The sequence below is a fragment of the Gemella morbillorum genome (assembly GCF_900476045.1).
GTDB classification, from domain to species: domain Bacteria; phylum Bacillota; class Bacilli; order Staphylococcales; family Gemellaceae; genus Gemella; species Gemella morbillorum.
On sequence record NZ_LS483440.1, the window covers coordinates 135,284 to 150,480 of the forward strand.

Consider the following 15,197-nt stretch of genomic DNA (forward strand, 5'->3'; position numbering starts at 1 on the left):
CTTTTAATTATATACTCAACTATATAATAAATTATAATGTTAAAATGTAGTTTAATTTTCTAAAAAGAAAAACTTAATTTTTTCAATAAAAGTGTTAGCTGGCAGGGAACTTTTTAATTTTCACTTGTAATTGGCGAGGTTAACACTAATAGATAGCTGTAGTAAAAATAATATAGAAAAGAAATGGTACAGATAATAAATTTATTCAACGTAAATGCTGATTTATCAATGTTTTCTTCTTATAAAAGAGAAAACAGAGATTCTCAAAAAATTCACAATTCTCACAACAAGCGATATAATAACATTTCTGAATTTCCCGGAAATATTCGGTGTAGACAAGCGTTGATATTTGTTATAATATAGTATTAATAGCGTCTTTATTATAATTAAGATTAATTATGAATTAATAGAGGATAGATAGGATTTTTGGGAGGGGAAAAAGATGCAAAGAAGTAATTTTTATTCTTATACACAGAAAAAGTTAGATTTGCTTACAAAAAATTTATTAGTTATAAAAAGAGATGGTCGCGTAGTAAAATTTGATGCTGATAAAATATACAAGGCTATTGAAAAAGCTGTTAAAAGTGTGTTTGGAGAGAAACATAGTGTTAATATAGATAGTATCGTAGATAATGTTATTATAGAAATCGGAAATAGATTTAAGGATAATATAAAAATTTACGAGCTTCAAAATATTGTTGAGCACACATTGTTAACATTGGGAGAAGAGGCTATTTATGAGGAATATGTAGGCTATCGTAGTATGCGTGATATAGAGCGTGAACGTAGTCTTGATATCAATGTCGCAATTGAAAAATTAGTGAATCGTGATGAAAATGTTGTTAACGAGAATGCTAATAAAGATAGTTTAGTATTCAATACACATAGAGATTTAACAAGCGGTATTGTAGCTAAAGCGATTGGTTTGAAAATGCTACCTCAACACGTAGCTAATGCCCACCAAAAAGGCGAAATCCATTATCATGACTTGGATTATTCTCCGTATCAACCATTGACAAACTGCTGTTTAATTGATTTTAAAGAAATGCTTACAAAAGGATTTAAAATTGGTAATGCAGATGTAGATAGTCCGAAAAGTATCCAAACAGCTACTGCTCAAATGGCGCAAATTATTGCAAACGTAGCATCAAGCCAATACGGAGGATGTAGTGCGGATAGAATAGATGAAGTGCTTGCTCCTTTTGCAAAACTTAACTATGAAAAAAATCTAAAGATGGCTAGCGAATGGATTGAAAGTGAAGAAAAACAAGAACAGTTCGCTCGTGAAAAAACTAAAAAAGATATTTATGATGCGATGCAATCACTAGAATATGAAATAAATACTTTATATTCTTCTCAAGGACAAACACCATTTACATCTTTAGGATTTGGTTTAGGTGAAGGATATTTCGAAAAAGAAATACAAAAGGCTATTTTAAAAGTTAGAATAGCAGGATTAGGAAAAGAAAAAAGAACGGCTATTTTCCCTAAATTAATCTTTGTAATAAAAGAAGGATTAAACTTAAAACCAGAAGATCCTAATTACGATGTAAAACAATTAGCATTAGAATGTGCTACACAAAGAATGTATCCAGACGTAATTATGTACGATACTTTAGTGAAAATAACAGGAAGCTGCAAAACGCCTATGGGTTGTCGTTCATTCTTACCTGCTTGGAGAGATGAAAATGGAGAACTTGTTGAGAGTGGCCGTATGAATCTAGGAGTTGTAACTCTAAATCTACCGCGTATTGCTCTTGAATCAAATGGGGATAAAGAGTTATTCTGGGAAATCTTTAAAGAGCGCTTAGAAGTATGTAAAGATGCTCTAGATTACAGAGCTAAAAGATGTGGAGAGGCGAAACCTCAAAATGCACCTATTCTTTATATGCATGGAGCTTTTGGGAAACGTCTAAAACCAGATGATAGAGTTAAACAACTTTTTGATAAACAAAGAGCGACATTATCTTTAGGATATATCGGCCTATACGAAGTTGCTAGTGTTTTCTATGGTGGAGAATGGGAAAAAAATAAAGAAGCTAAAGACTTCACATTAGACATTATGAAGTATATGAAACAATGCGTAGATAAATGGACTAGCGAAGGGGATTACTGGTATAGTATTTACTCTACACCAAGTGAGTCACTAACTGATAGGTTCTGCCGTATGGATACAGAGAAATTTGGTATGGTGGAAAATGTTACAGATAAAGAATACTATACAAACTCTTATCACTATGATGTTCGTAAAAACCCAACACCATTTGAAAAATTAGACTTTGAAAAAGATTATCCTTATTATGCAAGTGGTGGATTCATTCATTATTGTGAATATCCAGTGTTAAAACAAAATCCAAAAGCTCTTGAAGCGGTATGGGATTTTGCTTATGATAAAGTAGGGTATTTAGGAACTAATACACCAATAGACCGTTGCTATAACTGTAACTTTGAAGGTGAGTTTGAACCGACGAAAAAAGGTTTTAAATGTCCGGAATGTGGTAATAGAGATCCAAAAAGCTGTGATGTTGTAAAAAGAACATGTGGTTACTTAGGTAATCCACAAGCACGTCCTATGATAAAAGGGCGCCATAAAGAAATCGTAGCAAGGGTAAAACATTTAAAATAATAATTACTAAATAAGCTTTCTAGCAAATTTATAGAGAGCTTATTTATTTTTGATAATTAATAAGTGATAATGGATAAAATAAGCTACTTTATACAGCTCCAAACTCTTTACATCAACATACTTTTCTGATAAAATCAATATTGACATAACAATCAGGAGGACAGAAAAATGGGTAAAATTTTCAAAGGATTAGTATTAGGTGCGGTTAGTGCGGTAGGAGCGTACTATTATAAAAATCCAAAAGAATTAGAAAAACACAAAGAATTGCTTAAAGAAAATGCAAAAGAAGGTTTGAATAAATTAAATGAGCTTGTAAATGAAGCAGTAGGTAGCGCAGTGGTGCAAGAAGAAAGTGATATTGCGCGTGAAAAGTTAGAAGAAGTAAAAGCTTATGAAGAAAAACTTGAAGATAATTTTGTTGAACTAAGTACGGATGCAGATAATGTACTAGAAGAAGTTCAAGAAGATGTGGAAGAAAAAGTAGAAGAAGCAACGGAAGAGGTAGTATCGGGTGTAGAGGCTGTTCAAGAGGAAGTAGCTCCTGTAGTTGAAAATATCCAAGATGCAGTGGAAGAAAAAGTAGAAGAAGCTCAAGAAGTTGTGGAAGAAGTAACTGAAGAAGTAGAACCAGTTGTGGAAGAAGTAAAAGAAGAAGCTGAATCAGTACTTGAAGAAACACAAGACGCAGCTGATGAAGTAAAAGAAGAGGTTGAGGACAAAGCTGAAGATATCCAAGATGCAGTAGAAGAGAAAATAGAAGATGTATCTGAATTTGCGAAAGATGCGCAAGAGGAAGCTCAAGATATAGTTACTGCAGCAGGAGATAGATTGGATCTAGACAAACTGACTTATGAAGAATTAGAGGCGTTAGAAGCGGAATTAGCAGTTCAAGCACAAGAATTAGAAGATTATGAAGAAGTAAAAGAAAATCAAGACGAAGAGCAAGAAGAAGCCCAAGAGGAAAAAGGAAAAGCTAAAACTACTTTAGATTCAATCGTAGCTTTATTTTCTTCAAAAGATGGGAAAAAATAAATAAGAATAAGCAACATAATAAAAAGGAGAATTTTTAAAAATTCTCCTTTTTATATTTATAGATTTTTAACTATGCTTTCTTGAATTTTTTCAAAATCAGAAGGTTCTAATTTTTGAGGTGGCCACGCGATTTCCAAATTGTCAAAGTTAGTATCTTTGTCTTTGTAACGTGGAACTATGTGGAAATGAAGGTGGAAAACACTTTGCCCAGCATATTCTTCATTATTTTGGAAAATATTAATACCGTCACAATTGTAAGCTTCTTTTACGGCATTTGCAATTTTAGGAAGAACACGTCCGATATTTGCTGCTGTTTCAGGATCACAATCCAAAATATTACGGCTATGTTTTTTTGGGATAACTAATGTGTGACCTTTTGTAATTGGGAATACATCTAAGAAGCTGTAGACATACTCATCTTCATAAATTTTATAGCTAGGAATTTCACCGTCAATAATTTTTTCAAAAATAGTTTTTTCCATAGATAACACTCCTTATTTTAAGTTTTTTAGTGTTTCAATTAGTAATTGTTTAAGGTTTATACTAATTTGTTGGGCTGTTTTAAGTACATGCTCATGGTCATGTTTTCTTTCTTGAACCCCTGTTGCCATATTTGTAATACAAGCAAGAACTGCTACTGGGAGTCCGGCATGGTTGGCTGCAATAACTTCTGGAACAGTAGACATACCTACAAGATCGCATCCCATAGTTTTGAATGCTCTAATCTCAGCACGTGTTTCAAAGTATGGTCCTTGGAAGAAACCATAAGTACCTTGAGATAATTTGATATTTAGTTTTTCTGCAGAATTGTTAAGATTTTCTACTAAATACGGATCGAAAGGAGTAGTCATATCAACGAATCTTTCTCCAAGACGTGGATCATTTTCGCCTCTTAGTGGATTATCGCTAACAAGTGAGATGAAGTCATCAAGACAAATAATATCTCCTTCGCTAAAATCAGTATTAATAGCACCACAAGCATTAGTAATAAATAATCCTTTAGCTCCTAAAAACTTAACAACATAAGTCATAAAAGCGACATCTTTCATGCTATATCCTTCGTAATGGTGAAGTCTACCATTTAAAATAAGGACATTTTTCCCAGAGATTTTTCCGAAAGTAAGTTTATTCGCGTGTCCTTTTACATGGTTAGCACGTTTATTTCCTGGGAAAAGTGGGATAGCCTCATAACCTAATTCTTGTTGGTCTTCTAGCTCAAGTGTAATACCACTACCTAAAACTACCGCGTAGTCGATAGGCTCGTTAAAATACTTTTTAATATAATTTGCAGTTTCAACAATATTATTGTAATACGTCATAAAAAATTCCTCCTGAAAATGCTTTATCTAATAATTATATCACATATGATAGAAAAAATGTAATATTTTCAAAAATTGTTACAAACTATTGAAATCGATTGCTGAATATGGTATTGTAGTTTCAATAGAGATAAATTTAGGAGGTAAATTATGAAAAAATTACGCACTCTATTAACAATTTTAATAACATTGTCACTTGTGGTTGTAGGATGTTCATCTAAGAGCAAGAATGACAATAAGACGGACAATTCAAAAGGATACAAAATAGGAATTGTTACTGGTGAAGGTGGAGCAAAAGATAAAAGCTTTAACCAAGCCAACGTAGAAGCGATTCAAGCATGGGTTAAAGAAAATGGAGCGAAAGATCCTGTTGTTATCGAAACTAAAACACAATCGGATTTATCATCTAATGTTCAAAATGCGGCGAAAGTTTCTGATATAATTTCAGTTGCAGGATATGAGTTTGAAAAAGAACTTACAAAAATTTCTGCACAATATAAAGACAAAAAATTCTTATATATTGATACTTTTGTAGAAGCGCCAAATATTGCATCGTTGATATTTAAAGAACAAGAAGCAGGATACCTAGCAGGATATGCAGCAGCATTAAAATCTAAAACTGGTAAAGTAGGATTTATCGGTGGAACAAAAATCCCACCAGTAGAAAGATTTGGTATTGGATTTGTTCAAGGAGCTAAAGCGGCTAAAAGTGATATTAAAATTATGTACAACTACAGTGGAACATTCTCAGATACAAACAAAGGTAAAACATTAGCGGCAACTATGTATGATTCTGGAGCAGATGTTATTTTCGTTGCGGCTGGTAACACAGGTAATGGAGTAATATCAGAAGCAAAAGAACGTGGGGTTCTTGATATGTCTAAAGGTGGAGAAGTTAATCACTGGGTTGTTGGTGTAGATAAAGACCAATACGAAGAAGGTATCTTCAAAGGAAAAGACAAAGACGGTAAAGAAGTTCAAAAATCTGTTGTTTTAACATCAGCTGTAAAAAATATTGAAGTAGCAGTTACTAAGATTTTAAATGAGATTAAAGCTGATAAATTCCAAAATGGTAAACATATATTTGGTATTAAAGAAAATGGAGTAGGCATTCCAAAAGAAAATCCAAATTTAAATGATGATATAAAAGGAAAATTAACTAAAGCAATCGAAGAGTTGAAATCAGGAAAAGTGGAAGTTGTAGCCACTGGAGACGAATTAAAAGCAAAAGGTTCAGTAACTAACATTGAAGGTGAGCTTTAATATTTTCAAAATACGGAGTCAAGGACATAGGGTGGCTCCGTATTTTTTATAATTTGTGATTGTATTCAATAACCGAACTATAAAATTATTCAAAAAAATAATAAAAAATAATATGATGAAAACGCTGATTTTACAGTCGTTGTTGTGTTAGTTTCGTTTTATTTAATAATATAATATAACTAAATGTTCGGGCTTTATTTTAATAAAAAACATGAGGGAAAAGAGAAATTTAAAATGCTAATTTAAAAGTTATGAAAATGCTTTAAAGAGATGTGAGAAATTTTGTTATCTATAGGGTAATAAGAACGATAAATCATAAAAAAATAGAAAAAAGACACTTTCCTCCCTAAACACGAACTTTCTAAAAAAATATATTTGAAAAACAAATAAAATGTTGATATTTAGAAGATAATGTGGTATTATTTAAATATAAAATATATAATAACAAAGGAGACTTTTTATTTATGAAAAAGGTATTTTCGTTAATAGCAGTTGTTTTATCAGCAGCATTAATTTTCGTTGGATGTTCTTCTAAATCATCTAACAACAATTCTAGTTCAGATAGTAAATCTGACTTAAAAATCGGAGTTGTAACTGACGAAGGTGGAGCAAAAGATAAAAGTTTTAACCAAAGTAACGTAGAAGCTGTTCAAGAATGGGTTCAAAAAAATGGTGGTAAAGCTTTAAATCCAATTGAAACTAAAAACCAAAGTGATATTGCAGCTAACTTACAAAACGCTTCAAAAGCAGCAGACGTTATTTCTCTTGCTGGATTCTACTTTGAAAAAGAGTTACCAAAAATTGCAGATTCATTCCAAGATAAAAAATACATCTTTATCGATGGATCAGTACCTAACAAAAACGTAGAATCAGTATTATTCGCTGAACAAGAAGCAGGATACTTAGCAGGATATGCAGCAGCTCTTCAATCAAAAACTGGAAAAGTTGGATTCATCGGTGGAGCTAAAATCCCAGCGGTAATCAAATTCGGTTTAGGATTTGTACAAGGTGCTAAAGCAGCTAAAAAAGATATCAAAATCGTTTATAACTACAGTGGTTCATTCAATGATACTAACAAAGGTAAAACTTTAGCAGCTACAATGTTTGACGCTGGAGCAGACGTTATCTTCGTTGCAGCTGGTGGAACTGGAAGTGGATCAATCAAAGAAGCTCAAGAAAGAGCTACTAAAGATCTAAAAGAAAGCGGAGAAGTTAAACACTGGATCGTTGGTGTAGACAAAGACCAATATGCAGAAGGTGTATTCAAAGCTAAAGATAAAGATGGAAAAGATGTAGAGAAATCTGTAATCTTAACTTCAGCTGTTAAACGTATTGACGTAGCAGTTAAAAACATCTTAGATTCAATCAAAGCTGGTAAATTTGAAGGTGGAACTACTAAAACATTCACAATCAAAGAAGACGGTGTAGGACTTCCAGCACAAAATCCAAACTTAAGTGATGCAATTAAAGCTAAAATCGATGCAGCTGTTAAAGATCTTAAAGAAGGTAAAGTAACAGTAGCATCAGAAGCTGCTAAAATAACAGATAAAGCTAATATTGACGGAGAACTATAAGACTAATAGTTTAGTCATAGAAAAAGGCCTAGTTTTACTAGGTCTTTTTTCTAAAATATAGGTAAGTATATTTTTAAAAGATACATTCAGAAATAAAATAGTTTCGCAGATTATTATTTAAACGTAAGGTAAGTATAAAAAAATTTGTTTTAAATTAATACTAAGAAAAGAGATAATGATATTAAACTAAGTATGATAAATAAGAAAGATGTAATTAATATTTATCTATAAGAAATATAGTTAAATAGTATTAAAATTCAAATGAAAAATTAACATAAAAAGCTATACTAGAACGTAAAAATCTAGTATAATATATAAGTGAAATTAACAAAAAAGAGAGGTAAAGATATGTACGCTATAGAAATGCTAAACATAACTAAAAAGTTTGGTGACTTCTACGCAAATAAAGACATTACTATTCAGGTTAAGAATAATGAAATTCATGCTTTGCTTGGAGAAAATGGTGCCGGAAAATCTACATTAATGTCAGTTCTTTTTGGGATGTACCATCAAGAAGCAGGTGTGATTAAATTAGATGGAAAAGAAGTTGATATTAAAGACCCTAAACATGCGAATAAACTTGGAATTGGGATGGTACACCAACACTTCAAACTTATTAAAAACTTTACTGTTGCTGAAAATATTATTTTAGGAATGGAAGAAGTAAAAGGTGGAAAAATTGATTTAGAATCTGCTGCAAATAAAATTTCAGAGTTATCTAGAAAATATGGATTAGAAGTTAATCCTAAAGCCCTTGTTGGTGATATAAGTGTAGGGATGCAACAAAGGGTTGAAATTTTAAAAATGTTATATAGAGATGCTAACATTTTAATTTTCGACGAACCAACGGCGGTATTAACACCAGCGGAGATTGAAGAATTTTTAGCGATTCTTAAAAATCTTCAAGCAGAAGGAAAAACTATTCTGTTAATTACGCACAAACTTAATGAGATTATGGCAGTAGCTAATCGTTGCAGTATTATTCGTCGTGGAGAATATTTTGGAACAGTAGAAGTTGCAGAAACAACTAAAGAAAAATTAGCAAGCCTTATGATTGGTAAAGACTTAGAAATAATCAAGTATGAACGTTCTCGTGAAGGGAAGAAAAAAATACTAGAAGTATCAGGTATTTATGCAGATACTCAAGAAAAACAAAATATCTTACATGACTTCAATCTTGACGTACATGAAAGAGAAATCTTAGGTATTGCTGGAGTTGATGGTAATGGACAACAACAATTTGTTGAAGTACTGAATGCTTTACTTAAAGAAACACAAGGTAAAATTATCTTTGATGGAAAAGATTTACATGGAATTTCTACAGCAAAACGTAAAGAATTAGGTCTTGAAATCATTGCCGAAGATAGACATAAAGATGGATTAGTGTTAGATTTCAGCGTTGAAGAAAATTCAGTATTAGAAAATTACTACACAGAGAAGTTTTCTAAAAATGGATTCCTTAAAAAGCCTGTAATTTCTAAATTTGCAAAAGAAATTTGTGAAAAATATGATGTTCGTAAAGCTGGTGATGAGAAGATTTCTGCACGAAGCATGAGTGGTGGTAACCAACAAAAACTTATTATCGGGCGCGCATTAGAACTTGACCCTAAACTATTAGTGACTACTCAACCAACTCGTGGTCTTGACGTAGGGGCTATTAATGGTATTCATAAAATGCTAATTGATTACCGTGATAAAGGTAATAGTGTTCTATTAATTTCATTTGACTTAGATGAAATTTTAACTTTATCAGATAGAATAGCAGTTATTCACAACGGTAATATTATCGATGTTGTAGATAATGATGAGAATGTAACAAAAGAACAACTTGGTCTGCTTATGGCAGGGGTTAAGAAGTAGAGAGGAGAACCTATGTTAAAGAAAGTTTTAACTAATGCGGTGCTACCAATATTAGCTTCATTTATAATTGGAGCAATTCTTATTTCAGCAATAGGAGCAGCACCAGGAGACGTATTAGGAGTTATGGGTGATATTTTCACCGACTCTAACAGTATAGCTGAAATTTTTGTATCGACAATTCCGTTAATTTGTACAGGATTGTCAGTAGCCTTTGCATTTAGAACAGGGTTATTCAATATAGGAGCAGAAGGACAATTCATTATGGGTGGACTTTTTGCAGGTATTGTTGCTATTAAAATGCAAGGTATGAACTTTTATGTAGTCTTAGTAGCAAGTATCTTAGCAGGTATTATTGTTGGTGGACTTTGGGCAGCTATTGCAGGGTATTTAAAAGCTAGATTCAATATTAGTGAAGTAGTTGTAACAATTATGTTAAACTACACAGCTTTATACTTTGTTCAATTTGCAGTGCCAAAATTTATTCGAGGAAATAATGACATTATATCTCAACCACTTGTTGCAAGTGACGGTTCAGGATATTTAAAAAATGATTTGATAGAAGGTATTTTCAATAACCACCGTTTAGGAACGGATTTATTCTTAGCTATTTTTGCGGTTATTATATTCTATATCGTTATGGAAAAAACAGTATTCGGTTATGAGCTTCGTTCAGTAGGGTTTAACCCATCAGCATCTAGATTTGTTGGTATGAAAGTTAATAGAAACACTGTTCTTTCAATGGCTATTTCAGGAGCATTTGCTGGACTTGGAGGAGCGCTTTACAATATGGGACCTGTTGGTCAAGTAGTTGCAGGGTCTACATTCCAAGGGTTTGGATACATGGGTATCGCGGTTGCACTTATCGGAGCAAATACAGCACTAGGCTCATTCTTAGGAGCATTATTATTCGGATTCCTAGGAGTTCTTACTCCACAATTAGCGTTTATCGGTATTCCAAAAGATATCGCGAACATCTTAATCGGATTAATCGTATTATTCGTTGCAGCAAAAGCTATTTTCGATAGCAAATTACTAGATAAACTAGTTAGTAAAAAGAAAGGAGATAAATAAATGGATACAGTATTATCACTATTAGACTCAATGTTACAATATACAGTACCTATTCTAATAGCAGCCATTGGTGGTTTCTATTCTGAAAAGAGTGGGGTTGTTAATATTGCACTTGACGGTTTTGTAATTTTTGGTTCATTTGTTGCTTCTTTCATAGCTTTAACAGCATTCGAAGGTGCGCCAACCATGTTTCAATTGGTTATATGTTTACTAGCTGCGACAATATGTGGAGGACTACTTTCACTTATCCACGCATTTATCAGTATTAACTTAAAAGCTGATCAAGTTATCTCAGGGACAGCGATTAACTTAATTACACCAGCTATTGCATTATTCTTAGTTAACCATTTCAATGGGACTTACGAATTATTATTAGCAAGTGGATTCCCTAGATATACAGTTTTTGGTAAATTTACAGTATATCCAACGATTATTATAGCAATAGTATTAGTAGCACTTACTTACTATATTATTTACAAACGTCCATTTGGACTTAGACTTCGTTCTGTTGGGGAAAATCCTCAAGCCAGTGATTCATTAGGATTAAACGTATTTAAATACCGTTATATTGGGGTATTTATTTCTGGATGTTTAGCAGGACTTGCAGGTGCAATTATTGCAACTACATTTAGCCAAGGATTTAACGCGGCAATTACAGTATACGGTTTTGGTTACTTGGCATTAGCAGCCTTAATCTTTGGTAAATATAACCCAATTACAATTACATTTGCAGCGTTATTCTTCGGAGGAACAAAAGTTTTCGCAGAAAAAGTGTCTATTCTTGCACCAGATCTTCCAATTCCAGTATCATTCTGGAACATGTTCCCATTCGTAGCGACAATTATCGCACTTATCGTCTTCTCTAAGAAAACTTCTACACCAGAAGCGCTTGGAGTTCCTTACGATAAAGGTATGAGATAAGGTAAAAGTAATTTAATCAAAATATATACAATAACACTCAGAAAGTTAATTATTCTGAGTGTTATTTTTTAATTTAGAGAAAATGTGGTATAATAATGTCAAAGAAAAAAGAATAATCAATAAAATATCTTACTTTATTGATAAAGGAGAATTTAGATATGAATAAGAAATTACTTATGGTTCTTGCAGCAGGTGCATTGGTTATAACAGGATGTGCAGCAAAAGAAGCCAATAAAGAAAAAAATGAAAAAAATAACTCAGAACAAAAAGATGTTCCAAAAGAAGAAAAGAAACAAGAACAAAAAGCTGCTCACGACTTAAAAGAAGCAGAAAAGCTAATAAATAAAGTGGCTATTTCAGGAAATGATTTATCGAGGTTAAAAACACAAACGAATCTATTAGCTTGGATTACACAAGACAGAGTTAAAAAATCGAAATCACCTAATGGAGATGAACTGTTCACTATTTCGAAAGAAGATTATCTAGATGTTATCAATGAATATTCAGATAAAACTTATACTATGAATGAGGCGTTAGGTTTATTAAAAGGACCAAATTTTAACGAATATGAAGTTGAAGCAGCAAAATCGCCATTGTATCCAACAAAAAATGAAATACATTATTATAAAGGTGATGATAAAATTGTCTTTGTTGGAATGCCTTTAACAAATAAATATCCACAAGAAGTTGAAGCAAAAGAAAAGTGGAAAGTAGAAGGAGATAGTATAAAAATAAATGTCCTTGATGCAATGACTAAGACAAATATTTCGACTATAACTATAAAACTTAACAACAAAGATTATCAAGGTGGAAGCAAAAAATCTAAATATTATGTTGAAAGTGTAAAATATAATTAAAATATATGTGTAAATTCTTTATTTTAATAGTTTATTAACGATTTTAAAATTTCTAATAAAATTGATAACTTGTATGTAATGTAAAATAAGAGATGATTTAAGTGTATTCAATAGATAGTAGCTAATTTATCTTTAAGATTAGAATCAAAGTTTAGTAGCGTAATGGTGAAATGGCCACTGCGCTATTAATTTTTTATAGTTAATTACTTATACTTATATTTTCAGAAAGTAGTAGGTATTATTCACTATATTTTCTGTTATTTTGTTATTTAATTAGTAAAAATTCAATATATTTTTGGAAAATAAAGAGTGTTAATTATTTCTATATATGCTTAATATTAAAGCAATTTATAGGTTAAAGCTGTATTATAAAAAGCAAACTCTTGCAAAATTATAAAAGAATATATATAATATAAAGTAAGGATTTATGCCTAAATATTTAAGGAGGATAATATAGTGAAAAATATTACAAAAAAATATGTTCATGTATTTATGGCAGTTTTGTTAGTATTATCAGTATTTGTACCATTTTTAAAAACTGGTAATACCGTAAAAGCAGCAGAATTACCAGCAAATAAATATACTATGACAACCGTTCCAACAATCAATAATAATAAATTAGTTGATAATGCAAAATATGGGGAAGGTAAATTTTATCTACAACCAACGTATAGTTTCCCAGATGATGTAGTGCTAAAAAATGGAGACTATATGGTTTACCAAGTTCCAAACGAGTTTAAAATCGAACAAGATTTAACAACTGATTTGAGAGCGGCAGATGGAACAGTAATTGCACAATTAACAACAAATAAAGCAACTAATACGGCAAAAGTCACAGTAACAAATCAAGATTACTTTGCTAACTTGCCAGAAGATAAAAAAATTACAGCTTTATTTACTGTTGTATGGGCAGATAGTGTTAAGTTAGATACTCCATACAAAATCACGATTCCTGGTGCTGGGGTTTACAATTTAACTCGTATTGTACCAGATGAAGATCCAACAGGATTTACAAAATGGGGAGTTCAAGACTCAAGTGACCCTAACTATGTAAACTGGCGTATCCGTATTAACCGTTATGCAAAACAACTTACAAACGTTAATATAGCAGATACTATCCCAGAAGGACAAGTATTAGCTAGTGATATTACAGGATACTATTTCACTGGATGGAATAAACCAGAAGCTCATCCTAAGTTAGATGCAGCACATGTAACTGTAACAGATCAAAATCATTTCTCAATCAATCCGAATGGTAATGGTAAATTAGATGGACAAGGGCTTTATATTTTATATAAAACACGTTTAACAGCACCTGTTGACAACACAACTAAAAAAGTATTTAACAATGCTAAAGTTACAACTGATCAAGGTGTTTTTGATGTACCAGGTTTTGCACCATTAACTACAACAGAAGGTATTGGAGCAGGTGGTAAATCAGATGAAGTTGTATTTGAGGTAACTAAAAAACTTGAAGGTAAAGCTCTAGAAGCAGATGCGTTCACTTTCCAATTAATTGCACCAGATGGAACTGTACAAGAAGCGAAAAACGACGCTAATGGAAAAGTGAAATTCCCAGCTGTTAAGTTCTCAAAAACAGGAACATTTAAATACCAAATCAAAGAAGTAGATGGTAAAAAAGGTGGATACACTTATGATACTAAAACTATCAATGCAACAGTTACAGTAACAGATGTGTATGGAGTTAAGACAGCAAGTGTAAAATATGATAATAAAGAATTCAAAAATACTTATAAAGCAGCTGAAACAACAGTTCAATTAGAAGCGACAAAAGTATTGAAAAATAAAGTACTAGAAGCAGAGAAGTATGAATTTGAATTAAAAGAAAATGGTGCGCTTGTTAGTACAGCTAAGAATGATGCAGCAGGAAAAATTACATTCCCAGCAATTACATATAAAGAAGCAGGGAAACACACTTACACTATTACAGAAAAAGCAGGATCAGGGGATGATGGAGTAGCATACGATCCTAATGCTTATGAAGTTACAGTAGATGTAAAAGATAATGGTGAAGGTAAATTAGTAGCAACAGTGACAGGGTTAGATAATCTAACTTTTGTAAATGTTTATACACCAAAACCAACAAAAGCAACTATCAATGCTAAAAAAGAATTAGCTGGTAAAAACTTAGAAGATAACGAATTCACCTTTGTAGTAAAAGAAGGAACTAAAGTAGTAGGAACAGCTAAAAACAAAGCAGATGGAACAGTTACTTTCAATATAGAATATAAAGAAGCAGGGACTCATAATTATAAACTGACTGAAGTAAATGAAGGAAAAGACGGGTATACTTATGATGATGCTTCTTATGACGTAAAAGTAGAAGTTACTGACAATGGTGGTCAACTTGAAGCAAAAGTTACTGGACCTGAAGATAAAGCAATATTTAAAAATACTTACAAACCAAAAGGAGAAACTCCTGGTGGTTCAAATGACCCAGATCCTAAGGGAACATTACCAAAAACAGGGGCTACTGATTCACCAGTATTACCTGGACTTTTAGGACTTGTGCTTATAGCAGTATCTGCATTCCTATATCGCGCTAGAAATAATAACTAATTTTGGTTTTAACCTAGAGAAAGAAAACTATTTGCTACTTACAGTGATGATAAATAAAAAAAGAGAGAATTCTTATTCTCTCTTTTTTTATGTT

The 15,197-nt window shown here is 32.0% G+C and carries 11 protein-coding genes; 9 read left to right on the forward strand and 2 right to left on the reverse strand.

Going from position 1 to position 15,197, the window contains the following annotated elements; genetic code table 11:
- Nucleotides 1–442 precede the first annotated feature (442 nt).
- A complete protein-coding gene (nrdD, locus tag DQN46_RS00590; RefSeq protein WP_111742644.1) occupies nt 443–2,626 on the forward strand; it encodes an anaerobic ribonucleoside-triphosphate reductase in 2,184 nt (727 codons plus the stop codon).
- A gap of 168 nt (nt 2,627–2,794) precedes the next feature.
- Complete coding sequence (locus DQN46_RS00595) at nt 2,795–3,658, forward strand: hypothetical protein (RefSeq protein ID WP_111742645.1); 864 nt, start codon at nt 2,795–2,797, stop codon at nt 3,656–3,658.
- 56 nt (nt 3,659–3,714) lie between these two features.
- On the opposite strand, the gene DQN46_RS00600 is transcribed toward DQN46_RS00595, so the two are convergent.
- Complete coding sequence (locus DQN46_RS00600; protein ID WP_111742646.1) at nt 3,715–4,140, reverse strand: HIT family protein; 426 nt, start codon at nt 4,138–4,140, stop codon at nt 3,715–3,717.
- A gap of 12 nt (nt 4,141–4,152) precedes the next feature.
- The gene (locus DQN46_RS00605) at nt 4,153–4,977 is read right to left on the reverse strand and encodes a purine-nucleoside phosphorylase (RefSeq protein ID WP_111742647.1); all 825 of its coding nucleotides are present in this window, start codon (nt 4,975–4,977) and stop codon (nt 4,153–4,155) included.
- Between the two features lie 150 nt (nt 4,978–5,127).
- On the opposite strand from DQN46_RS00605, the gene DQN46_RS00610 reads away from it, so the two are divergent.
- The 7 genes from DQN46_RS00610 (at nt 5,128) to DQN46_RS00640 (ending at nt 15,103) form a co-directional block, all read left to right on the forward strand.
- Entirely contained in the window at nt 5,128–6,240 is a 1,113-nt protein-coding gene (locus tag DQN46_RS00610) for a BMP family lipoprotein (protein WP_111742648.1), read from the forward strand.
- 464 nt (nt 6,241–6,704) lie between these two features.
- Nucleotides 6,705–7,814: a BMP family lipoprotein gene (locus DQN46_RS00615; protein ID WP_111742649.1), complete on the forward strand. Its 1,110-nt coding sequence runs from the start codon at nt 6,705–6,707 to the stop codon at nt 7,812–7,814.
- 348 nt (nt 7,815–8,162) lie between these two features.
- A complete protein-coding gene (locus DQN46_RS00620) occupies nt 8,163–9,674 on the forward strand; it encodes an ABC transporter ATP-binding protein (RefSeq protein ID WP_111742650.1) in 1,512 nt (503 codons plus the stop codon).
- Nucleotides 9,675–9,686: 12 nt separating this feature from the next.
- Entirely contained in the window at nt 9,687–10,745 is a 1,059-nt protein-coding gene (locus DQN46_RS00625) for an ABC transporter permease (protein WP_111742651.1), read from the forward strand.
- Nucleotides 10,746–11,666, forward strand: coding sequence for an ABC transporter permease (locus DQN46_RS00630; protein WP_004634045.1), 921 nt, complete (start codon nt 10,746–10,748; stop codon nt 11,664–11,666). It begins immediately after the preceding gene.
- Nucleotides 11,667–11,824: 158 nt separating this feature from the next.
- Nucleotides 11,825–12,523, forward strand: a complete 699-nt coding sequence (locus DQN46_RS00635; RefSeq protein WP_111742652.1) for a hypothetical protein — start codon at nt 11,825–11,827, stop codon at nt 12,521–12,523.
- Between the two features lie 456 nt (nt 12,524–12,979).
- The gene (locus DQN46_RS00640) at nt 12,980–15,103 is read left to right on the forward strand and encodes a Spy0128 family protein (protein ID WP_111742653.1); all 2,124 of its coding nucleotides are present in this window, start codon (nt 12,980–12,982) and stop codon (nt 15,101–15,103) included.
- The last annotated feature ends 94 nt before the right edge of the window (nt 15,104–15,197 follow it).